The sequence below is a fragment of the Variovorax sp. KBW07 genome (assembly GCF_003852515.1).
Taxonomy (GTDB): domain Bacteria; phylum Pseudomonadota; class Gammaproteobacteria; order Burkholderiales; family Burkholderiaceae_C; genus Variovorax.
In genome coordinates this window covers 1-20,010 of sequence record NZ_QAJK01000151.1, presented here as the reverse complement: position 1 = coordinate 20,010, position 20,010 = coordinate 1, and the positions used below count along the sequence as shown (strand labels likewise).

The window sequence follows — 20,010 nt, the reverse complement described above, 5'->3', positions numbered from 1 at the left end:
CTTTGCTTTTTTATTCCGTGCCGGAGGCCGCGGCAATTACCGCATCCTCATCGACACGGTAGTCATCGTGTACGCTGTAAATATCGTCCCGCGCATAGGCTCGGGGCCCTTGCAAAATCGTTACCGTCGCGCCAGACACTCGGCCGAGAAGCTGCCAGAAATAAAGCTGATGACTCGGGTGATCGGAAGCCAACACAATCACGCGGACGCCGGGCCGACACCAGACCAGATTGGTCAATTGCGCACCCGTGGGCCCGACGATGACTTCCGCCTCCTGGAATATCCGGATTTGCGTTTCAGCGTCCAAGTCATCAGTTCGCAGCACTTCGAATCCAATGTCCGAAATGCGCTTCTCGATGCTTTCTTGATTCAGCAGCTTACGGTAGCTGCCATCGCGAGCTGCGAAGATCTTTCTTTTTCGGGCAGAAGCATCAACGGGAAATGCCGCCCGCAAACGGTCGACGCCTTTTCGGATGCGCCCGATGTCCAATCCGGTCTGGCGCGCCATCCAGCCACCCTCGTATGCATCGACGACGGATGTCAGGTCCGATGGATAGTACATGTGCTTGACCCGGTACAAGGTTCCCTTTTCCAGCACGATGGTAGGCCGTTTACCGACATTGGCAAGCTCGAAAAGCCTTTGAATATTCGGATGCAGTTCGTTCGTCGAAAGAAAGGGAATATCCGCAGGAACACCCGCCTCTTCCGCAAGAATCATCCTTGGAATTGTTTCAGCAATGAAATGAAAGTAATTATTTTCATATTCATGCATGATGTTGAGGCCAGACTCCAACCAAGCCGCCTGCCGCACATTGACTTCGATGTTCAGATGCCCTGGGGTCGGTGAGCGCGTTGCCTTCCCATATTTGATGGCGGCATCAGGCTGATTGATGAAATGCGCATTTTCATCATGCAGAATTTGCTCACCCGGCCCGATCAGATAGCGCGTTCCCGCAATGAGAATCGAGTCATCGATTTCGGCGACAAAAGCGCTTTTCGGATATTTTGGCGCGCCGTCGACACCTTCACAGAACCCACCAGGTGCCTGATGAAAAATACGCGCGGCGCCCGTCTCTCCCGAAGCCAGTGAATAAACCGAATTCACCGGCAAATCCACGGAGCAGGGCTTGTTTGCAAAGGAAGGCGACAGGGCAGCCAGGAATCTCGAAAGCGCCGACACCGAATCGAAGTGCGCAAGCCGCTGGGGCAGGCGCCCTTCCGCTGCACCGAACTTCAGGTAATGCAGCAAAGGGCTCAAGTTGGTGGCCGCTACGTCCGGATATTCGTCCAGATACCATTGCGGATCGAAACGTGGGCTGGGCGGATTGCCGGTCCGCTCTCCAATTTCGAGGTAATGCTGCAGCGGGTTCTTTTGCGCGGCGCGCAGCTCCGGATGACGATCCAGGTACCAATTGGTATCGAACATCGAATTGGGATTGCCCCGCAAAAAGCCACCGGCGAGGAAATGCTCCCAGGGCTTGGCTACCGCCTCATGGGCCTGGAGGCTCTTGCGGTACCAATCGGCGTCGAAAAGCTCGGCCAGGGACGGCATCTTGCGCGGAATCCGCCTGCGGATCGCGCCCTTGGCTGCCTCGAGCAGATTTGCTTTCTTTTCCTGGGCTGGAGCGTTTCTCACGAGCTCGTCGCCTTCATGCCGCCAGACCCGTTGACCAGCGTCACCCTGCAATGCCCCGCACACGCGGCCGATTGCGCAAAGTCGATATGTGAGCTCATCGTTGTCTGGCTGTTTTTTGGAGACGCCCTGTGCGCCGCCGAATGCGATCCGGCAGCACCTGAAAATCGAAATTCCGCCTGCTGCCTATTCCGGCATTTCGGCCGTTGCAAAGGTCGGCGCGGCCGCATCCTTGGCGGACAACAAGGGCGCCATTCCGATGTCGGGCCAGGCAATGGACAGGGTTTCGTCATTCCATGCAATGCAACGCTCGTGCGCCGGTGCATAGTAGTCCGTCGTCTTGTAGAGGAAATCGGCAGATTCGCTCAATACGAGAAAGCCGTGCGCCAGGCCCGGTGGGACCCACATCTGCTTGTGGTTTTCCTCCGACAGCTCGCTGCCGACCCACTGCCCGAAGGTAGGCGACGACTTGCGGATGTCGACGGCCACGTCGAACACGGCACCGCGCACGACGCGCACGAGCTTGCCCTGCGGCTGCTGCAGCTGGTAGTGCAGCCCGCGCAGCACGCCCTTGGCGGAGCGCGAATGGTTGTCCTGCACGAAATCGACATGCCGCCCGATCGCCTCGTCGAAGGCCTTCTGGTTGAAGCTCTCGAAGAAGAAGCCGCGCGCGTCGCCGAACACCTTGGGCTCGATCAACAGCACGTCGGCAATGGCCGTTCGCGTGACCTTCATGGACGCACTCCCTCGGCCAGCAGGTGACTGAGATATTTGCCGTAGCCGTTTTTCTGCAGCGGTGCCGCCAGCTTGGCCAACTGCTCGCTGTCGATGTAGCCGTGGCGCCACGCGATCTCTTCCGGGCAGGCGATCTTCAGGCCTTGGCGATGCTCCAGCGTGGCGATGAACTGGCCGGCTTCCAGCAGGCTCTCGTGCGTGCCCGTGTCCAGCCAAGCGTAGCCGCGCTGCATGATCTGCACGTTGAGCGTGCCCAGGTCGAGGTAGGCCTGGTTGACGGCCGTGATCTCGAGTTCGCCGCGGGCGCTGGGCTTCACGGCCTTGGCGATATCGACCACCTGGTTGTCGTAGAAGTAAAGGCCGGTCACCGCATAGTTGCTCCGGGGCTTCAGCGGCTTTTCTTCGATGCTGCTGGCCTTGCCTTGTGCATCGAAGGCGACCACGCCGTAGCGCTCGGGGTCTTGCACGTGGTACGCGAACACGGTGGCACCGGCCTCCTGCGCATTGGCGCTGCTCAACAGGTGAGCGAAGTCGTGGCCATAGAAGATGTTGTCGCCCAGCACCAATGCGCTGGGGTCGTTGCCCAGGAACTTGTCGCCGATGATGAAGGCCTGTGCAAGGCCGTCCGGACTCGGCTGCACCGCGTACTGCAGGTTGATGCCCCACTGGCTGCCATCGCCCAGCAACTGCTGAAAGCGCGGCGTGTCCTGCGGCGTGCTGATGATCAGGATGTCACGCATGCCGCCGAGCATCAGGGTGCTCAGCGGGTAGTAGATCATCGGCTTGTCGTACACCGGCAGCAGTTGCTTGCTGAGTGCCAGGGTGGCGGGGTGCAGTCGGGTGCCCGAGCCACCGGCCAGGATGATGCCTTTGCGTTGCGTCATGTGTTTTCTTTGCGAGTGAGTCAGAGAGTTTCGCGCAGCATGCGCGCAACGCCGTCCTGCCAAGGCGGCAGGCGCAAGCCAAAAGTGGCCTGCAGCTTGGAGGTATCGAGCCGCGAGTTATGCGGCCGCTTCGCCGGCGTAGGGAATGCACTGGTCGGCACCGCCTCGACGGCATCGGGCCCGGCCTTGAGTTCGACACCGGCCTGCTGCGCCATCTCGAGCACGAAGCGCGCATACCCGTACCAACTGGTTTCTCCACCCGCGATCGCGTGATAGAGCCCCGCCTTGGACGAATCCTGCAGCGTCGCGCGAATGGCGTGCGCGGTGATGTCTGCCAGCAGCTCGGCACCGGTCGGCGCACCGAACTGGTCGTCGATGACGGTCAGCTTGTCGCGCTCCTTGGCCAACCGCAGCATGGTCTTGGCAAAGTTGCCGCCACGCGCCGCATAGACCCAACTGGTGCGAAAGATCAGATGCCTGGCGCAGTGCGCGGCCACCAGTTGTTCGCCTTCGAGCTTGGTCTGGCCATACACGCTGAGCGGCCCGGTGGCATCGTCTTCCTTCCAGGGCTTGCTGCCGCTGCCGTCGAAGACGTAGTCGGTGGAGTAGTGAACCATCAGCGCGCCGATCTGCTGGGCGGCCTGGGCCACCACGCCCGGCGAGGTGGCGTTGAGCTTGCGCGCGAACTCAGGCTCGCTCTCGGCCTTGTCGACGGCCGTGTGCGCCGCGGCATTGACGATGACGTCGGGGCGAACCTTCAGCACTGTCTCAGCCAGCTGCTCCGGGCGGCTGAAGTCGGCGTTGAAATCGGTGCTGTCGAAATCAAGCGCGACCAGTTCACCCAGCGGCGCAAGGCTGCGCTGCAACTCCCAACCGACCTGTCCGCCCTTGCCCAGCAGCAGCAACTTCATGCAGCGACCTTTGCGTCGTACTGTTTCTCGACCCATTCGCGGTACGCACCGCTTTGCACGTTGCTCACCCACTCGCCATTCGCGAGGTACCACTCGACGGTCTTGCGGATGCCGCTGTCGAAGGTTTCGGCGGGCTTCCAGCCGAGTTCGGCTTCGAGCTTGCGCGCATCGATGGCGTAGCGGCGGTCGTGGCCGGGGCGGTCGGTAACGTAGGTGATCTGCTCTTTGTATGGCTTGCCGTCGGCCTTGGGGCGCAGCTCGTCGAGCAGCGCGCACACGGTGTTGACGATCTCGATGTTCGGCTTCTCGTTCCAGCCGCCGACGTTGTAGGTTTCGCCCAGCTTGCCGGCTTCGAGCACGCGGCGGATGGCGCTGCAGTGGTCTTTCACGTAGAGCCAGTCGCGCACCTGCATGCCGTCGCCGTACACGGGCAGCGGCTTGCCGGCCAGCGCGTTGACGATCATGAGCGGGATCAGCTTCTCGGGGAAGTGGAACGGGCCGTAGTTGTTCGAGCAGTTGGTGGTGAGCACCGGCAGCCCATAAGTGTGGTGCCAGGCGCGCACCAAGTGGTCGCTGGCGGCCTTGCTGGCGGAGTACGGGCTGTTGGGCTCGTACTTGTGCTCTTCGGTGAAGGCGGGGTCGGTCTTGGAGAGCGAGCCGTAGACCTCGTCGGTCGAGACGTGCAGGAAGCGGAAAGCCGCCTTCTGTTCCGCCGGCAGCGCGCTCCAGTGGCCGCGCACCGATTCGAGCAGGCGGAAGGTGCCGAGCACGTTGGTCTGCACGAAGTCTTCGGGGCCATGAATGGAGCGGTCGACGTGCGACTCGGCCGCGAAGTTGATCACGGCACGCGGCTTGTGTTCGGCCAGCAGGCGGTCGAGCAGCGCGCTGTCGCCGATGTCGCCCTGCACGAAGATGTGGTTCGGGTTGCCCTTGAGCGACGCGAGGGTCTCGAGATTGCCCGCGTAGGTCAGTTTGTCGAGGTTCACGACCGGCTCGTCGCTGTTCGCGATCCAGTCGAGTACGAAATTGGCGCCAATGAAGCCGGCGCCGCCGGTAACCAGGATCATGGGGTCCCCTGTTGTTGTGGAACGATTTGCACTGTGACAAATCAACAGGCGATTATCCCATCGGCCAGACAGGCTGAAATCCCGGAGTTGGCGCCGATGTAAGCGCCGCCTACAATCCCGGGACTGCAGGAGAGCGGGCCACAAGGTGGCCCTACCGAAGGCGCAAACTCCCATAAACGCTCAGGTCGGCCCGACGAAGTCTCGAAGATTTCGGCAAGGGGTCAGTACTGCAGACCATCGAAACGCCGTCTGGAGAGCCATCGCACCACCCTTGGTCGCGATGCACCGAAGGAGCAAATCTGTTGCAACATTGCAACAGATGAATCTCTCAGGTACCGAGGACAGGGGGAGCGGCAACTTGGACGGCGGACGTCCGGTTGCTTGCTATTGATTCAATAGCACACCACATCCGCCATTCAAGCGCTGCAACCTCAAAGGTACTTGAAATGCGCGTGATCGTTCTTGGCGCCGGCCTGCTCGGCGTGACCTCGGCTTACTACCTCCAGCAACTCGGCCACGAAGTGACCGTGATCGACCGGCAGGCCACGCCCGCCGCCGAAACCAGCTTCGCCAACGGCGGGCAGATCTCGGTCAGCCATGCCGAACCCTGGGCCAACCCGAGCGCGCCGCTCAAGGTGCTGCAGTGGCTGGGCAAGGAAGACGCCCCGCTGCTGTTCCGCATTCGCGCCGACATGCGCCAGTGGCTGTGGGGCCTGCAGTTCCTGCGCGAATGCACGCCGGCGCGCACCCGCCATAACATCGAGCAGATCGTTCGCCTCGGCACCTACAGCCGCGATACGTTGCAGCAATTACGTCGGGACACCGGCCTGAACTACGACCAGCGCACCCAGGGCATCCTGCATTTCTATACGACGCAGAAAGAATTCGACGGCGCCCTCAAGCCCGCCGAGCAGATGCGCGCGCTCGGCTGCGAGCGGCTGGTCATCTCCGCCGACGAGGCCGTGAAGCTCGAACCGGCCCTGGCCCACATCCGCCCCAAGCTGGCAGGCGCCACCTACACGGCCGAAGACGAATCGGGCGACGCCAATCGCTTTGCGCGCGAACTCGTGGGCCTGGCCGCCGCGGCCGGCGTGAAGTTCCTGATGAGCCACACGGTGACGGCGCTGCGGGAAGCCGGCGGCAGCATCGACCACGTCGAAGCCACCGACGCCGAAGGCCGCTTCCAGCGCATCCGCGGCGACGCCTTCGTGCTCGCGATGGGCTCGCTGAGCCCGCTGTACGCCGCGCCGCTGGGCATCCGCCTGCCGATCTACCCGGCCAAGGGCTACTCGGTCACGCTGCCCGTGAAAGACGCATCGAAGGCCCACCAGGTCTCGCTGACCGACGATGAATTCAAGCTCGTGTTCTCGCGCTACACCTCCGAGTCGGGCGACCGCCTGCGCATCGCCGGGACGGCCGAACTCAACGGCTACGACCGCGACCTGAACCGCGTGCGCTGCGAGGCCATCGTGCGCCGCGTCGAAGAGCTGTTCCCCGGCGCCGGCGACACCACGCAGGCCCAGTTCTGGACCGGCCTGCGCCCCGCCACGCCGAGCAACGTGCCGCTGATCGGCAAGACGAAGCTGCCGAACCTGTACCTTAACACCGGCCACGGCACGCTCGGCTGGACGCACGCCTGCGGCTCGGGCAAGTCGATCGCGCGCATCGTGAGCGGTCTGGCGCCCGAGGTCGATTTCGCATTCACCGGCATGCCGGCGCCCGCGCCGCGCGCACTGCAACCCGCCTGATCGCGCTCGCTCAGTCGTTGCTGGTGAACACCGTCAGCACACCGGTGTAGCCATACAGGTGATGCCGCGCAATTTCGCCGGCCGCAAAGAAGCCGACCAGCGGCACGTCGCCCAGCGCATGCCGAACGATCTGCAACTCGGCGCCCGGCGCGCCGAAGTGCGGTCCGCCGCGCCCCGAGCAGCTCACGTACACCGCCCCGGCAATGCGCCGCGCCGGATGCGGCGCGGCCTCGGCCTCGCCTGCGGCCACTGCGCGTGCGGTGGCCAGCGTCTGCTCTTCCGGCTCCAGCTCTTCGCGGATTTCCGCGCAGATGCGCATCAGGTCGGCACGCGCCGCCTGCGCATTGCGGCGGCAGAAAGTCAGCCGCATGCCGGCCTCGGCCGTGTCGGCGATCGCGATGCCGCGGCGCGTGGGGTCGAGCCCGATGATGTGGCGCACCAGCACGTCGGCGCCCAGGTCGCCGGTGCGGCGGATGCCGTCGCTGCCCGCGTCGGCCAGCCCGACCAGCGTGTTGCGCACAGCATCGATGGCTTCCTGCGGCCGCTCGAGCGACACCTGCAGGTCGGCCAGCAGCACGTCGAGCGCCGGCTCGCCGTCGAGCTTGAGCAGCAGGTTGCCGTCGGCCTCGGTGATCTCGCGTTCGCGCACGGCGCCCGAGCGCAGCGGCTGGCAGCCCTGCGTGACGCGCGACACCAGCCGCACGCCATCGCCGAACACCACGCCCGACAGGCCGCCCGAAAACACGCCGCCCGCCGCGCCGTGGCCGCGGATGTTGCCGTTGCCGCCGATCGCGAACTGCAGCGCGCCGCCCCGGCCCGACGAGAGCCCGCCGAACAGATAGCCGGTGTCGGTGCGGCCCGCCATCTCGGCGATCAGCTCCGACAGGTCGGGCGTGGCCGGGTCGGCGTGCACGAGCGCGGTGTGCGCCTCGAAGCCGCTCATTTCGGAGTTGCCCAGCGGCGCCACGCCCGAGAACACGCGGTACTGGTCGCTCGGCAAGGCGCAGAGCATCAGGCTCATGCCGGGCTCGTCGAAGTACTCGGCGTTGTTGGCCGAGACCCCGATGCCGACGGTGCCCGACCAGTCGGTCACTTCGGGCAGCTCGGCACTCAGGTGATCGAGAATTTCCTGCGCCTCGCTCGCATAGTGATCGGTGATGTAGAGCAGCCCGAGCGTCGGCGACGAGGCGTAGTCGGGCAGCGCCATCTGCGCGCGCAACTGAGCCAGCACGAGGCCGGCCGCCATTCGCCATTGCGGATGGGTGGCATGGCCGGAGGGAAACAACTTCATGATGCGTGCCAACCCGTTCTCTTCAAAAAATATCCGTGTATGAGCTCAGCGGCGGCTGGCAGTTCGCTTGCGCGCGGCAGCCGTCGATGTTTTCTTTTTGGCGGCGGGTGCCGCCGCCGCCTTCTTTGCGGCAACCGCGGGCTTGCCGCGGGCCGCCGTTGCCGGCTTCTTGCCGCCCATCACCTTGCCGACGGCGTCGGCCAGCGGCTGGGCCATGGCCGGCACCTTGAGCTGGGCCGCGTCCTGCAGTGCCGAACTGGCAATCTGCTGGAACTGTTCGGTGAGCGAGCCCCACCATTGCATCGGATCGACAACGCCGTTGCCATCGGCCGAGGCGGCCGCCTTGGCCGAGGCCGGCTTGCTGCGCGATTTCCTGGGCGCCGGTGCTTCTTCTTCGGGCTCGACGTCGTCCTCGACCTCTTCCGGCTCGGGCTCGGGTGCGGCAGCCGAAGCAGCATGTGCGGGCGCCGCGGCCGGCGCCATCGCGGCCGCCTGCTTGGTGAACGCGCTGGCGATGTCTTCCATCCGCACATTCATGCCGCGCAGGGTCGACAGCGTCATCTTCTGCACTTCGAGCGCCTGGATGGTGGCCTTGAGCGCATGGCCGTTCTGCTCGAGCCAGTACTGCACGGTCTTGAGTTCCTGGATGCGCTTGTCGACTTCTTCCACGCTCAACGTGGGCGCCACCCAGCTCGCCAGGCTCGGAATGCCGGGCACCGAGCCGGCACCGGCACCCGCCGCGGCACCGCCGGCGAGGTTCTTCAGAAAGTCGAATCCGGGGACGAATTGACTGAAGGCAAAGGGTTGGCTGGCGTTGCTCATGCAGGAGGTCTCCGGGTGGGTTTTCTTGTGCTGCCAGCTTACTCCAAGCCTTCGGCCTTTGACCGGCCCCGCACAGCTTTTACCCTCCGTCAGATCCCGCTTCGGACCTTGCTGAAGACCTTCCAGAACGCGGCATCCTGAGACGTGGCGAAGTTGATCCGCATCATCGTGCTCGGCGGCCGCCGCGCATGGAACAGCGAGCCCGGCGCCAGCAGGTAGCCTTCGTCGAGCATGCGCTGGGTCAGCGCGTCGGTGTCGACGCCCGTATCGACCCAGCCGAAAAGCCCCGCCGGCTCCGACGCGAAGGTGCAGCCGTGCGACATGGCGAGCTTCACCGCCCGCCCGCGCGCGCCGTCGAGCCGGATGCGCATGCGCTCCGAGTGCCGGCGCAGTTGCCCCTGGTCGATGCACCACGACAGCGCCCGCTCGAACAGCGTGGGCGAGGTCAGCGTGGTCAGCAGCTTGGTCTCCAGAAGCCGCTCTTTCACGGCGGGCGCCGCCGCCAGAAAGCCGATGCGCCAGTTGGGCGCCAGGATCTTCGCGAAACCGCTCACGTAGATGGTGCGCTGCAGCCCGTCGAGCGCGCTCAGCCGCGTGGCGTGCTCCGGCGCGAGATGGCTGTAGGTGTCGTCCTCGACGATGTGGAAGTCGTACTCGTTGGCCAGCTTCAGCACGCGATGCGCGCTGCCCGGCGTCAGGCTGTAGCCGGTCGGGTTGTGCAGCACGCTCACGCTCACGAACAGCTTGGGGCTGTGCAGCTTGCAGTACTGCGCCATCACCTCCAGGTCGGGCCCGTCGGCGCGGCGCGGCACCGGCAGGATGCGCATGCCCAGCGCCTCGAGCCGCGCAAATTCGAGCGCCCAGCCCGGCTCCTCGACCATCACCGGGTCGCCGGCCCGCAGCAGCGTGCGGCTCACGATGTCCAGCGCATGGGTGGCGCCGATGGTGGTGACGATCTGGTCGGGCGTGGCCGGCACGTTGATGCCCACCAGCTTCTGCGACAGGCTGCGGCGCAGCGCCATGTCGCCGGACGGCTCGCCGTACTGGAGCGACAGCTCCTGCAGCGCCGCTGTACTGGTCATGCGCCGCACGGCCGTCGGCATGAAGGTCGACGACATCCAGTCCGGCGGAAACACGCCCATGCCCGGCTGCGGCTTGTCGCTCGGGCGATGGAACATGCTGCGGATCAGCGAGCTGGCATCGGCCGGCACGCGCGAGGCCAGCATCTGCACGGCCATTGCCGCCGGTATGCCGCCGACGCCGCCGGGGGCCGCGCCGTTGCCCGGACGGTTGTCCTGTACCGGCGCCGAATCGCGCACGTAGAAGCCGCGTTGCCGGCGCGCCTCGACCAGCCCCTGGGCCAGCAACTGGTCGTAGGCCGCGACCACGGTGTAGGGGCTCACGCCCTGCTGCCGCGCGCATTCGCGCACCGACGGCAGGCGCGCACCGGGCGGCAGCAGGCGGGTGCGGATGCGTTCGGCCAGGCGGTCGGCCAGCTGGCCGGTGAGAGACTGGGTGGAGGTGCGTGTCAGCATGCGGTTCGGCAAGAAAAGGTGCTGCGTCGGAGGGCGTATCGGAGCGTGTACCGAAGAGATGACCAATACAGATTCAGATATTGTTCGATCATCTGTATTGGAACTGTAATGGTCACAAGTTTAGAGTGTGTGTCATGAACTGGCAAGAATTCACCGCGCTGCTGGTGCTGGCCACGGCGATGAGTTTTTCGCCCGGACCCAACACCACGCTCTCCACCGCGCTCGCGGCCAACGGCGGCCTGCCGCGCGCCATGCGCTTCGTGATCGCGGTGCCGGTCGGCTGGACCCTGCTGCTGGTGCTGTGCGCCGCCGGACTCGGCGCGCTGGTGGTGGCGGTGCCGCCGCTGCGCCTGGCCATCAAGGGCCTGGGCATCGCCTACCTGCTGTGGCTGGCCTGGAAGCTCAGCGGCAGCGGCACGCTGGGCCGCGCCGACAGCGCCAACCTCACCGTCGGTTTCGGCCAGGGCGTGATGCTGCAGTTCGTCAACATCAAGGCCTGGCTGCTGGCGCTCACGCTGGTGGCCGGCTGGATCGCGGGCCAGCCCGATGCGCTGGGCCGCTTCGCCATCGTGGCGCCGGTGATGCTGACCTACGCCTTTGCCAGCAATTTCACCTATGCGCTGGTCGGTGCCCTGCTGCGCGAATGGCTGGCCAAGGGCGCGCGGCTGCTGTGGTTCAACCGCGCGATGGCGGCTGTGCTGGTGCTCACGGCATGGTGGATGGTGGGCGTATGAGCGCCCGGCTCGACATCAAGGACGAAACGCTGGGCATGTGGCTCGGCGTGGCCGGCGTCGCCATGTTCGCCATCACGCTGCCCATGACGCGGCTGGCCACCGGCACGCAAGAGGCGCCGCAGCTCTCGCCGTGGTTCGTCACGCTCGGGCGCGCCGCGCTGGCGGGCGTGCTGTCGGCCATCTTCCTGCTGGTCACGCGCTCGCCGCGGCCGGCCGCGCACCAGTGGAAGCCGCTGGGCATCGCGGTGCTGGGCAACTGCATCGGCTTTCCGCTGCTGCTGGCCTACGCATTGCGCGTGGTCACGGCCAGCCACGCGGCGGTGGTGACGGCGCTGCTGCCGCTGGTTACCGCGGCCGTCGCGGCCTGGGTGCTGCACCAGCGCGCGCGGCTCGGCTTCTGGCTCTGCGCCATCGCCGGGAGCCTGCTGGTGGTGGTGTTCTCGGTGCTGCGCGCCAGCCAGAGCGGCCATGGCTTCGGCTTCGAGTGGGCCGACCTGCTGCTGGTCGGCGCGGTCATCGCGGCATCGTTCGGCTACATCTACGGCGCGCAGGTCACGCCGTCGCTGGGCGCCGAGCGCGTGATCTGCTGGGTCTGTGTGATGGCATTGCCCGTCACGCTGCCTGCCATGCTGGCCCTGTGGCCGACGCAGCCCGTCGCCACGTCTGCGTGGCTGGGCTTTGTCTACGTCGGCACGTTCTCGATGTGGATCGGCTTCTTTGCCTGGTACCGCGGCCTGGCGCTCGGCGGCGCGCTGCGCGTGAGCCAGACGCAGTTGCTGCAGCCCTTCCTGTCGATCCTCGCGTCGATCCCCCTGCTGGGCGAACCGCTCGACGTGGTGACGCTGGGCTTTGCCATCGCCGTGGTGGGCACGGTGCTGATCGGCAAGAAGCTGTCGCAGCCGCAGGCCGCGCCGGCGCTTGCCCCCGCCGATACGCCCGCCGCTGCCGGCGCCGTCAGGCAGGGAAGAAGCTGATGTCCGGCCCCGTCACCGCCGGCTGCACCGGCCTTTCGCGCGACGAAGGCGCGCCGGGCTCACGGCCACGCTGCGGCCATGGCTATTACGGCGTCTACCTGCCCGATGCGGACGGCAACAAAATCCATGCTGTGTACCGTGGCGACATTCCGCCGGACCGACACTGAAGAACTGCGGCCCGCCCCGGTCCGAATTTTTTATCGAATCTCACCTCACCCGCCTGAAAGAAGAACCCATGAACTGGAAACTCGCCGCACGCGCCGCCAAGATGAATCCCTCGGTGCTGCGTGAAATCCTCAAGGTCACCGAGCGCCCCGGCATCATCAGCCTGGCCGGTGGCCTGCCCTCGCCCAAGACCTTCCCCATCCAGGCCTTTGCCGATGCCTGCGCCGAAGTGCTGCACAACGACGGCCAGGCCGCGCTGCAGTACGCCGCCAGCGAAGGCTATGCGCCGCTGCGTCAGGCCGTGGCCGACATGCTGCCGTGGAACGTCGACCCGGCCCAGGTGCTCATCACCACCGGCTCGCAGCAGGGCCTGGACCTCGTGGCCAAGGTGCTGATCGATCCGGGCAGCAAGGTGCTGGTCGAAACGCCCACCTACCTCGGCGCGCTGCAGGCCTTCGGCCCGATGGAGCCGAACCCCGTGAGCGTGGCCAGCGACGAGGACGGCGTGATCGTCGACGACCTCGTGGCCAAGGCCAGGGACGCGCGCTTCGTCTACCTGCTGCCCAACTTCCAGAACCCCACCGGCCGCACCATGACCGAGGAGCGCCGCGCCGCCGTGTCGGCTGCCGCCGCCGCGGCCAACCTGCCGATCGTCGAGGACAACCCCTACGGCGAGCTCTGGTTCGACGAAGCCCCGCCGCTGCCGCTGGCCGCGCGCAACCCCGACGGCGTGATCTACCTGGGCTCGTTCTCCAAGGTGCTGGCCCCCGGTCTGCGCCTGGGCTTCCTGGTGGCGCCGAAGGCCATCTACCCCAAGCTGCTGCAGGCCAAGCAGGCGGTCGACCTGCACACGCCGATCTTCACGCAGCGCATGGTGTCGGCCGTCATGAAGGACAAGTTCCTCGACCGCCACGTGCCCACCATCCGCGCCCTGTACAAGCGCCAGCGCGACGCGATGATCGCCGCGCTCACGCGTGAAATGGCCGGCCTGGACGTGAAGTTCAACGCCCCCAAGGGCGGCATGTTCCTGTGGGCGCGCCTGCCCGAGGGCATCGACACCGTCACGCTGCTGCCCAAGGCGGTCGAGCGCAACGTGGCCTTCGTGCCAGGCGCGCCGTTCTACGCCGGCCAGGGCGATCCGCGCACGCTGCGCCTGTCGTTCGTGACGGCCAGCGTCGAAGAGATCGACATCGCCATCGCCGCGCTGGCGCAAACGCTGCGCGAAGAACTCGCGCTGGTGGGCGACAAGCAGCTCGCGGCGGCGCAGATCTGAAGACCCGGGCCGAGCCGCCATGCACATCGCCATCCTCACCTTCGACGGGTTCAACGAGCTCGACTCGCTGATCGCGCTCGGGGTGCTCAACCGCGTGAAGCGGCCCGGTTGGCGCGTGACGCTGGCCGCGCCGAGCGCCACGGTCACGTCGATGAACGGCGTGACGGTGCATGCGAGCTCGACGCTCGAATCGGCCTGCGAGGCCGATGCCGTTCTCGTCGGCAGCGGCATCCGCACCCGCGAGATCGCCGAAGACGCGGCCATCATGGGCGTGCTGCGCGGCCTGGACACCTCGCGCCAACTGATCGGTGCGCAATGCTCGGGCACGCTGCTGCTCGCCAGACTCGGCCTGCTGGGCGCGGTGCCCGCGTGCACCGACCTCACGACCAAGCCGTGGGTGCAAGAGGCCGGCATCGACGTGCTCAACCAGCCCTTCTTTGCCAAGGGCAACGTGGCCACCGCCGGCGGCTGCCTGTCGGCGCCCTACCTCGCGGCGTGGTTCATCGCGCGCTCCGAGGGCGTGGAAGCCGCAAAGAGCGCGCTGCACTACGTCGCGCCCGTGGGCGAGAAAGACGACTACGTGGCGCGCGCCTTCGGCAACATCGAACCGTACCTGCCATCCCTGACATCTCCGCCATCCCTTCAACCGGCTGCCGCATCAGCCACCACCGAGACGGCCTGACCCCGGCCGGGACACCCCATGATCGGACTCGCAACCCTGTCCCTCTTTCTGCTTGCGGTACTGGCGCTGTTTCTCTCGCCCGGCCCGAACATGGCGTTCGTGATGTCGCATGGCGTGGCCCACGGACCGCGCGGCGGCTTCGCGGCGGCCATCGGCATCACGGCCGCCGACCTGGTGCATACGCTGTTCGCCGCCACCGGCGTCACCGCGCTCATCGCCGCCTGGCCGCCCTCGTTCGACGTGCTGCGCTATGCGGGCGCGCTGTACCTGGCCTGGCTCGCGGTGCAGGCGCTGCGCAATGGCAATGTCCTTCGAACGGGCGCACAGGCCCAGCCCGCCGGCTTCGGCCGCATCGTTCGCATGGCGCTGCTGAACAACCTCGTCAATCCGAAGGCGCTGCTGTTCTTCATGGTCTTCCTGCCGCAGTTCGTCGACCCGGCGCGCGGCAGCGTGCCGCTGCAGCTGGTGCAGCTCGGCGTGGTGCTGTCGATGGCCGCGCTGGCGTTCAACACGCTGCTGGGTGCCTGCAGCGGCCAGGTCGGCCGCTGGCTCGAACGCCGTCCCGGCGCCGCCAGGCTGCAAAGCAACCTGCTCGCGGCCGTGATGCTGGGGCTGGCCGTGCGCCTGCTGTTCCTCGACCGACCCACGCCCCGCTGAAGGCGAGCACCCCATGAATGTCCTGAAGATCGCAGCCTTCTCTGATGGAGAGACGGGCGGCAACCCTGCCGGCGTCGTCATCGCCGATGCGCTGCCGCCAGAGGCCCGGATGCAGGCCGTGGCCGCCGAAGTCGGCTTCTCGGAAACCGCCTTCGCCGCCCGCTCCGGCAGCGGCTGGCGCGTGCGCTACTTCTCGCCGCAGTCCGAAGTGCCGTTCTGCGGCCACGCCACCATCGCCCTCGGCGCGGCGCTGGCGCTGCAGCACGGCGACGGCGTGTTCGCGCTCACGCTCAACCAGGCCGAGATCACGGTCGAAGGCCGGCGTGAAGGCGATGTGATCGCGGCGGCGCTGCAATCGCCGCCCACGCACAGCGCCGCTGCCTCGCCCGACTTCGTGTCGGCCGCGCTGGCCCTGTTCGGCCTGGCACCTGAAGACCTCGACGCGCGCCTGCCGCCGGCCATCGTCCACGCGGGCGCGGACCATCTGCTGCTGGCCCTGAAAAGCCGCGCCACGCTGTCCGCCATGCGCTACGCGCTGGAAGCGGGCCGCGCACTGATGAACAGCAAGGGCCTGGCCACCATCGTGCTGGTGCACGCCGAAAGCGCCCAGCGCTTTCACACGCGCAACCCCTTCGCCTCCGGTGGCGTGTACGAAGACCCGGCCACCGGCGCGGCGACAGCCGCGCTCGCCGGCTACCTGCGCGACATCGACTGGCCCCATGGCGGGTTCATCGACGTGGTGCAGGGCGAAGACATGGGCATGCTGTCGCTGCTGCATGCCGACATTCCCTCCACGCCGGGCAGCTCGGTCCGCGTGTCGGGCACGGCGCGCGTCATGGCGGCATGAGCCGCATCGAACAACACAACGAAAAAGAAAGAACCTCGTCCATGCTCAACATCTGGGGCCGCATCAGCTCGATCAACGTCCGCAAGGTGGTGTGGTGCGCGCAGGAACTCGGGCTCGACTTCCAGCGCACCGAAGCTGGCGGCAAGTTCGGCGTGGTGCAGACGCCCGAATACCTTGCTCTCAACCCGAACGCGATGGTGCCCACCATCGACGACGGCGAAGGCACCGACCGCGTGACGCTCTGGGAGTCGAACGTGATCGTGCGCTACCTCTGCGCCAGGCACTCGCACGGCGAGTTCTATCCGGCCGAGCTGCCCATGCGCTTCGACGCCGAACGCTGGATGGACTGGCAGCAGACCACGCTGAACCGCGCCAGCCGCGACGCCTTCGTGCAATGGGTGCGCACGCCGCCGTCGGAACGCCAGCCCGCGCTGATCGACGCCTCGGTGCGCGAAAGCGAAGCGCTGTTCGCCATGCTCGACACCCACCTCGCGCAGCGGCCCTACATGGCCGGCGCGCGCTTCACCATGGCCGACATTCCCATCGGCTGCGAAGCGCACCGCTGGTTCGGCCTGCCCGCCGCCGAATACCACCGCCCCAGTTGGCCGAACGTCGAGCGCTGGTACGCCGACCTGCTTTCCCGTCCGGGCGCGCGCGGCGTGCTCGATCTATCTCTTGAATGAACCTGATGAAATCCCGCCCCTTCCAGCAAGTCGACGTCTTCACCGCCACGGCCTACCGCGGCAACCCGCTCGCGGTGGTCGTCGATGGCACCGGCCTCGACGACGCCACGATGCAGCGCTTTGCACAGTGGACCAACCTGTCCGAGACCACCTTCCTGCTGCCGCCCACGGCGCCCACCGCCGACTACCGGGTGCGCATCTTCACGCCCGGCGGCGAGCTGCCCTTTGCCGGCCATCCGACCATCGGCAGCTGCCATGCCTGGCTGCGTGCCGGCGGCAAGCCCAAGGCGCCCGGCCTCGTGGTGCAGGAATGCGGCGCCGGCCTCGTGCCGCTGCGCCGCGACGGCGACCGGCTGGCCTTCGCGGCGCCGCCGCTCAAGCGCAGCGCACCGAGCCCCGCGCTGCTGGCCAAGGTGGCCGGCGCGCTGGGCCTGAAGGCGCAGCAGATCATTGCGGCGCAGGTGCTCGACAACGGACCGGTCTGGTTCGGCCTGCTCGTGAATGACGCCGACGCCGTGCTGCAACTGCAGCCCGACCACCGCATGCTCAAGGAGCTGGGCGTGAAGGCCGGCGTGGCCGGCGTGCCCGCGGAGATCGACACTTCGCCGCTGATCGGCCGCTCGAACCGCGAGGCCCGCGCCTTCGGCAACCGCCGCGCCGCCGAGTACAGCGACGGCGCGAAGATCGACCTCGAAGTGCGCGCCTTTGCCGAACCCGTCGGCGTGCAGGAAGACCCGGTCACCGGCAGCCTCAACGCCAGCCTGGCCGAATGGCTGATTGCCGACGGCCACATGCCCGAGCGCTACCTGGCCGCGCAAGGCCAGTGCCTGGGCCGCGCCGGGCGCGTGTACATCGAGCGCGACGCCGAAGGAAAGATCTGGGTCGGCGGCGACGCCGTGACCTGCATCGACGGCAACGTCACCCTGTAATCCTGACGCACGACACGCCATGCTCGCCCGACTCGACCACCTCGTGATTGCCGCCACCTCGCTCGCCGAGGGCGTGGCGTGGTGCGAAGCCACGCTCGGCGTCGTGCCGGGGCCGGGCGGCGCGCATCCGCTGATGGGCACGCACAACCGGCTGTTGAACATCGCGAGCGACGCCTTTCCGGCCGCCTACCTGGAGATCATCGCGATCGAGCCCGGCAAGCAACCGTCGCGCGCGGGCACGCACCGGTGGTTCGACCTCGACGACAGCGCGCTGCAGGCCGGGCTCGCGCAACACGGCCCACGCCTGATTCACTTCGTCGCGCGCGTGCCCGATGCGCCTGCCGCGCTGCACGCACTCGCGCACGACGCGCATGCGCACATCGATCGCGGCCAGTTGCTCGAAGCCTCGCGCGACACGCCGGCCGGCCGGCTCGAATGGCAGATCGCGGTGCGCGACGACGGCCAGCGGCTCTTCTACGGCGCGCTGCCCACGTTGATCCAGTGGGGCCCCGTGCACCCCACCGATGCCATGCCGGCCTCGGGCCTTGCACTTCGCGCGCTGCGTGCCACGCACCCGCGCGTGGCCGACCTTGCAGCGGCGCTGTCGGCCATCGGCATGGCCGACATGGCGATCGATGCCGGCCCACCCAACCTCGTCGCCGTGCTCGACACGCCGCGCGGCCCCGTCACCCTGGAATCCAAAGGACTCTGACCATGCTGAGCCTCACCGAAATCGCCTGGTTCGCGCTGGCCTCGCTGCTGCTGGCACTCACGCCGGGGCCCAACATGATCTATTGCGTCTCGCGCACGCTGATCCAGGGCCGTCGCGCGGGCCTGATCTCGCTGGGCGGCGTGCTCATGGCCTTCCTGGTGCATCTGTTCGCGGCCGCGCTCGGCCTCACGGCGCTGTTGCTGGCGGTGCCGCTCGCGTTCGACGCCATTCGCCTCATCGGCGCGGCCTACCTGCTGTGGCTCGCGTGGCAGGCGGTCAAGCCCGGCGGCAATGCGCCCTTCGAGGCCCGTGCGCTGCCGGCCGATCCACCGGCCAAGCTGTTCCGCATGGGCTTTCTCACGAACCTGCTGAACCCGAAGGTCGCCATGTTCTATCTCTCGTTCTTTCCGCAGTTCATTCACCCCGAGCGCGGCTCGGTGCTGCTGCAGAGCATGCAGCTGGGCATCGCGCAGATGGCGAGCAGCGCGCTGGTCAACACGGTGATGATCCTCGGCGCCGCGAGCATCACAGCCGTGCTGTCGCAGAGCGCCGGCTGGCTTCGTGCGCAGCGCTATGTGATGGGCAGCGTGCTGGCCGCACTGGCCGTGCGCGTGGCGCTGACGGAACGCAAGTAGGCCGAAGACAACCGTCAAAAACAAAGGACGCCAGTGAGATTCACCCGCGAAGAAATCGAAGCCGCCCAGCGCACCGTGCACGCCGCCATGCCCCCGACGCCGCAGTACGCCTGGCCGCTGCTGGCACAGCGCCTGGGCGCCACGGTCTGGGCCAAGCACGAGAACCACACGCCGGCCGGCGCCTTCAAGATCCGCGGCGGGCTGACCTACTTCGAGACGCTGGCACGCGAGCAGCCCGAGATACGCCACGCCATCAGCGCCACGCGCGGCAACCATGGGCAGTCGGTCGGTTTCGCGTCGCGGCGCCACGGGCTGGCCGCGACCATCGTGGTGCCGCACGGCAACTCGCTGGAAAAGAACGCGGCCATGCGCGCGCTGGGCGTGACGCTGGTGGAGCATGGCGAAGATTTCCAGGCGGCGTCGGAACACGCGGCCGTGTTGGCGGAGCGCGATGCGCTGCACCGCGTGCCGTCGTTTCATCGCGAACTGGTGCGCGGCGTTTCGACGGCGTACGTGGAGTTCTTCGACGCGCTGAAAGACACGCCGCCCGACGTGCTGTTCGTGCCGATCGGCCTGGGCTCCGGCTTTGCAGGCGCGGCGGTGGCGCGTGCGCATTGCGGCGCAAGGACGAAGCTCATCGGCGTGGTGTCGGCCCACGCCACGGCATACCGCGATTCGTTCCGCGCCGGCAAGCCGGTCGAATCTCCGGTAACGACGCGGCTGGCCGACGGCATGGCCTGCCGCACGCCCGTGCCGGAGTCGGTGGAGGTGATCCTGCGCGAAGCGGACGACGTGATCATGGTGACCGACGACGAGGTGGCCAATGCAATGCGAATCCTGTTCAGCGACACGCACAACGTGGCCGAGGGTGCGGGTGCCGCGGCGTTGGCGGGTGCGCTTCAGCAGCAGGAACGGTGGCGCGGCAAGACCGTGGGCATCAGCGTGAGCGGCGGGAACGTCGACTCCGACATGTTCGCTGGAGTGCTGGGGCGCGCTGCTTCCTGAGTCGATTTCGGGTTCTGACCCCGGGGTCCTTGTTCTTGGCGCTGCTGTTTGGGAGCGGGTTCGGGTTCGGGTGCGGGGTCATTCGGGG

At 67.0% G+C, this 20,010-nt stretch carries 20 protein-coding genes, 1 pseudogene and 2 riboswitches; of the genes and pseudogenes, 13 read left to right on the top strand and 8 right to left on the bottom strand.

Translation table 11 applies throughout. The annotated features are described in order from the left end of the window. Nucleotides 1-10: 10 nt before the first annotated feature. The 5 genes from DBV14_RS27370 to rfbB form a co-directional block, all read right to left on the bottom strand. Nucleotides 11-1,636: a DUF563 domain-containing protein gene (locus DBV14_RS27370; protein ID WP_124464091.1), complete on the bottom strand. Its 1,626-nt coding sequence runs from the start codon at nucleotides 1,634-1,636 to the stop codon at nucleotides 11-13. Between the two features lie 183 nt (nucleotides 1,637-1,819). Then, on the bottom strand, nucleotides 1,820-2,368 hold the full coding sequence (gene rfbC, locus DBV14_RS27365; RefSeq protein ID WP_124464089.1) for a dTDP-4-dehydrorhamnose 3,5-epimerase: 549 nt from the start codon (nucleotides 2,366-2,368) through the stop codon (nucleotides 1,820-1,822). Next, nucleotides 2,365-3,252: a glucose-1-phosphate thymidylyltransferase RfbA gene (gene rfbA / locus DBV14_RS27360; protein ID WP_124464087.1), complete on the bottom strand. Its 888-nt coding sequence runs from the start codon at nucleotides 3,250-3,252 to the stop codon at nucleotides 2,365-2,367. Before rfbA ends, rfbC begins: the two co-directional genes overlap by 4 nt. Before the next feature lie 20 nt (nucleotides 3,253-3,272). Beyond that, complete coding sequence (gene rfbD, locus DBV14_RS27355) at nucleotides 3,273-4,163, bottom strand: dTDP-4-dehydrorhamnose reductase (RefSeq protein ID WP_124464085.1); 891 nt, start codon at nucleotides 4,161-4,163, stop codon at nucleotides 3,273-3,275. Next, entirely contained in the window at nucleotides 4,160-5,230 is a 1,071-nt protein-coding gene (gene rfbB / locus DBV14_RS27350; protein ID WP_124464083.1) for a dTDP-glucose 4,6-dehydratase, read from the bottom strand. Before rfbB ends, rfbD begins: the two co-directional genes overlap by 4 nt. Before the next feature lie 116 nt (nucleotides 5,231-5,346). Beyond that, nucleotides 5,347-5,436, top strand: a riboswitch (glycine riboswitch). Nucleotides 5,437-5,469: 33 nt separating this feature from the next. Beyond that, nucleotides 5,470-5,585, top strand: a riboswitch (glycine riboswitch). Between the two features lie 91 nt (nucleotides 5,586-5,676). Here rfbB and DBV14_RS27345 point away from each other — a divergent pair. Next, nucleotides 5,677-6,978 carry a D-amino acid dehydrogenase gene (locus tag DBV14_RS27345; protein WP_124464082.1) on the top strand — a complete coding sequence of 434 codons (1,302 nt, stop codon included), beginning with the start codon at nucleotides 5,677-5,679 and terminating at the stop codon, nucleotides 6,976-6,978. Nucleotides 6,979-6,988: 10 nt separating this feature from the next. On the opposite strand, the gene DBV14_RS27340 is transcribed toward DBV14_RS27345, so the two are convergent. From DBV14_RS27340 to DBV14_RS27330, 3 genes are all read right to left on the bottom strand, one after another. After that, complete coding sequence (locus DBV14_RS27340) at nucleotides 6,989-8,269, bottom strand: FIST C-terminal domain-containing protein (protein ID WP_124464080.1); 1,281 nt, start codon at nucleotides 8,267-8,269, stop codon at nucleotides 6,989-6,991. A 45-nt stretch (nucleotides 8,270-8,314) separates the two neighbouring features. Further along, a complete protein-coding gene (locus tag DBV14_RS27335; RefSeq protein ID WP_124464078.1) occupies nucleotides 8,315-9,091 on the bottom strand; it encodes a PhaM family polyhydroxyalkanoate granule multifunctional regulatory protein in 777 nt (258 codons plus the stop codon). 89 nt (nucleotides 9,092-9,180) lie between these two features. Next, complete coding sequence (locus DBV14_RS27330; protein ID WP_124464076.1) at nucleotides 9,181-10,626, bottom strand: PLP-dependent aminotransferase family protein; 1,446 nt, start codon at nucleotides 10,624-10,626, stop codon at nucleotides 9,181-9,183. A 134-nt stretch (nucleotides 10,627-10,760) separates the two neighbouring features. On the opposite strand from DBV14_RS27330, the gene DBV14_RS27325 reads away from it, so the two are divergent. The 12 genes and pseudogenes from DBV14_RS27325 (at nucleotide 10,761) to DBV14_RS27270 (ending at nucleotide 19,922) form a co-directional block, all read left to right on the top strand. Beyond that, nucleotides 10,761-11,360 carry a LysE family translocator gene (locus tag DBV14_RS27325; RefSeq protein ID WP_124464074.1) on the top strand — a complete coding sequence of 200 codons (600 nt, stop codon included), beginning with the start codon at nucleotides 10,761-10,763 and terminating at the stop codon, nucleotides 11,358-11,360. Beyond that, nucleotides 11,357-12,334: a DMT family transporter gene (locus DBV14_RS27320; protein ID WP_124464072.1), complete on the top strand. Its 978-nt coding sequence runs from the start codon at nucleotides 11,357-11,359 to the stop codon at nucleotides 12,332-12,334. Before DBV14_RS27325 ends, DBV14_RS27320 begins: the two co-directional genes overlap by 4 nt. 41 nt (nucleotides 12,335-12,375) lie before the next feature. Further along, nucleotides 12,376-12,501, top strand: a pseudogene (locus DBV14_RS27315) (VOC family protein); the annotation flags it as partial. 68 nt (nucleotides 12,502-12,569) lie between these two features. Beyond that, nucleotides 12,570-13,772, top strand: a complete 1,203-nt coding sequence (locus DBV14_RS27310; RefSeq protein ID WP_124464070.1) for a PLP-dependent aminotransferase family protein — start codon at nucleotides 12,570-12,572, stop codon at nucleotides 13,770-13,772. A gap of 19 nt (nucleotides 13,773-13,791) precedes the next feature. Further along, nucleotides 13,792-14,454, top strand: coding sequence for a DJ-1/PfpI family protein (locus DBV14_RS27305; protein WP_124464068.1), 663 nt, complete (start codon nucleotides 13,792-13,794; stop codon nucleotides 14,452-14,454). Between the two features lie 18 nt (nucleotides 14,455-14,472). Continuing rightward, nucleotides 14,473-15,111, top strand: coding sequence for a LysE family translocator (locus DBV14_RS27300; RefSeq protein WP_124464066.1), 639 nt, complete (start codon nucleotides 14,473-14,475; stop codon nucleotides 15,109-15,111). Nucleotides 15,112-15,124: 13 nt separating this feature from the next. Then, a complete protein-coding gene (locus DBV14_RS27295) occupies nucleotides 15,125-15,958 on the top strand; it encodes a PhzF family phenazine biosynthesis protein (RefSeq protein ID WP_124464064.1) in 834 nt (277 codons plus the stop codon). Nucleotides 15,959-15,999: 41 nt separating this feature from the next. After that, entirely contained in the window at nucleotides 16,000-16,641 is a 642-nt protein-coding gene (locus DBV14_RS27290; protein ID WP_124464062.1) for a glutathione S-transferase family protein, read from the top strand. Between the two features lie 5 nt (nucleotides 16,642-16,646). Further along, entirely contained in the window at nucleotides 16,647-17,570 is a 924-nt protein-coding gene (locus DBV14_RS27285; protein WP_185546140.1) for a PhzF family phenazine biosynthesis protein, read from the top strand. Between the two features lie 19 nt (nucleotides 17,571-17,589). Continuing rightward, nucleotides 17,590-18,282, top strand: a complete 693-nt coding sequence (locus tag DBV14_RS27280; RefSeq protein ID WP_124464058.1) for a VOC family protein — start codon at nucleotides 17,590-17,592, stop codon at nucleotides 18,280-18,282. A gap of 2 nt (nucleotides 18,283-18,284) precedes the next feature. Beyond that, nucleotides 18,285-18,917, top strand: a complete 633-nt coding sequence (locus DBV14_RS27275) for a LysE family translocator (RefSeq protein WP_124464056.1) — start codon at nucleotides 18,285-18,287, stop codon at nucleotides 18,915-18,917. A 33-nt stretch (nucleotides 18,918-18,950) separates the two neighbouring features. Beyond that, nucleotides 18,951-19,922 carry a threonine dehydratase gene (locus DBV14_RS27270; RefSeq protein WP_124464054.1) on the top strand — a complete coding sequence of 324 codons (972 nt, stop codon included), beginning with the start codon at nucleotides 18,951-18,953 and terminating at the stop codon, nucleotides 19,920-19,922. Nucleotides 19,923-20,010 lie beyond the last annotated feature (88 nt).

Coding starts and splice junctions, on each gene's coding strand:
- DBV14_RS27295 (WP_124464064.1), top strand. CDS start 15,125: ATGAATGTCCTGAAGATCGCAGCCTTCTCTGATGGAGAGACGGGCGGC.
- DBV14_RS27325 (WP_124464074.1), top strand. CDS start 10,761: ATGAACTGGCAAGAATTCACCGCGCTGCTGGTGCTGGCCACGGCGATG.
- rfbB (WP_124464083.1), bottom strand. CDS start 5,230: ATGATCCTGGTTACCGGCGGCGCCGGCTTCATTGGCGCCAATTTCGTA.
- DBV14_RS27285 (WP_185546140.1), top strand. CDS start 16,647: ATGAAATCCCGCCCCTTCCAGCAAGTCGACGTCTTCACCGCCACGGCC.
- DBV14_RS27305 (WP_124464068.1), top strand. CDS start 13,792: ATGCACATCGCCATCCTCACCTTCGACGGGTTCAACGAGCTCGACTCG.
- DBV14_RS27290 (WP_124464062.1), top strand. CDS start 16,000: ATGCTCAACATCTGGGGCCGCATCAGCTCGATCAACGTCCGCAAGGTG.
- DBV14_RS27340 (WP_124464080.1), bottom strand. CDS start 8,269: ATGAAGTTGTTTCCCTCCGGCCATGCCACCCATCCGCAATGGCGAATG.
- rfbA (WP_124464087.1), bottom strand. CDS start 3,252: ATGACGCAACGCAAAGGCATCATCCTGGCCGGTGGCTCGGGCACCCGA.
- rfbD (WP_124464085.1), bottom strand. CDS start 4,163: ATGAAGTTGCTGCTGCTGGGCAAGGGCGGACAGGTCGGTTGGGAGTTG.
- DBV14_RS27280 (WP_124464058.1), top strand. CDS start 17,590: ATGCTCGCCCGACTCGACCACCTCGTGATTGCCGCCACCTCGCTCGCC.
- DBV14_RS27330 (WP_124464076.1), bottom strand. CDS start 10,626: ATGCTGACACGCACCTCCACCCAGTCTCTCACCGGCCAGCTGGCCGAC.
- DBV14_RS27310 (WP_124464070.1), top strand. CDS start 12,570: ATGAACTGGAAACTCGCCGCACGCGCCGCCAAGATGAATCCCTCGGTG.
- DBV14_RS27335 (WP_124464078.1), bottom strand. CDS start 9,091: ATGAGCAACGCCAGCCAACCCTTTGCCTTCAGTCAATTCGTCCCCGGA.
- rfbC (WP_124464089.1), bottom strand. CDS start 2,368: ATGAAGGTCACGCGAACGGCCATTGCCGACGTGCTGTTGATCGAGCCC.
- DBV14_RS27275 (WP_124464056.1), top strand. CDS start 18,285: ATGCTGAGCCTCACCGAAATCGCCTGGTTCGCGCTGGCCTCGCTGCTG.
- DBV14_RS27300 (WP_124464066.1), top strand. CDS start 14,473: ATGATCGGACTCGCAACCCTGTCCCTCTTTCTGCTTGCGGTACTGGCG.
- DBV14_RS27320 (WP_124464072.1), top strand. CDS start 11,357: ATGAGCGCCCGGCTCGACATCAAGGACGAAACGCTGGGCATGTGGCTC.
- DBV14_RS27345 (WP_124464082.1), top strand. CDS start 5,677: ATGCGCGTGATCGTTCTTGGCGCCGGCCTGCTCGGCGTGACCTCGGCT.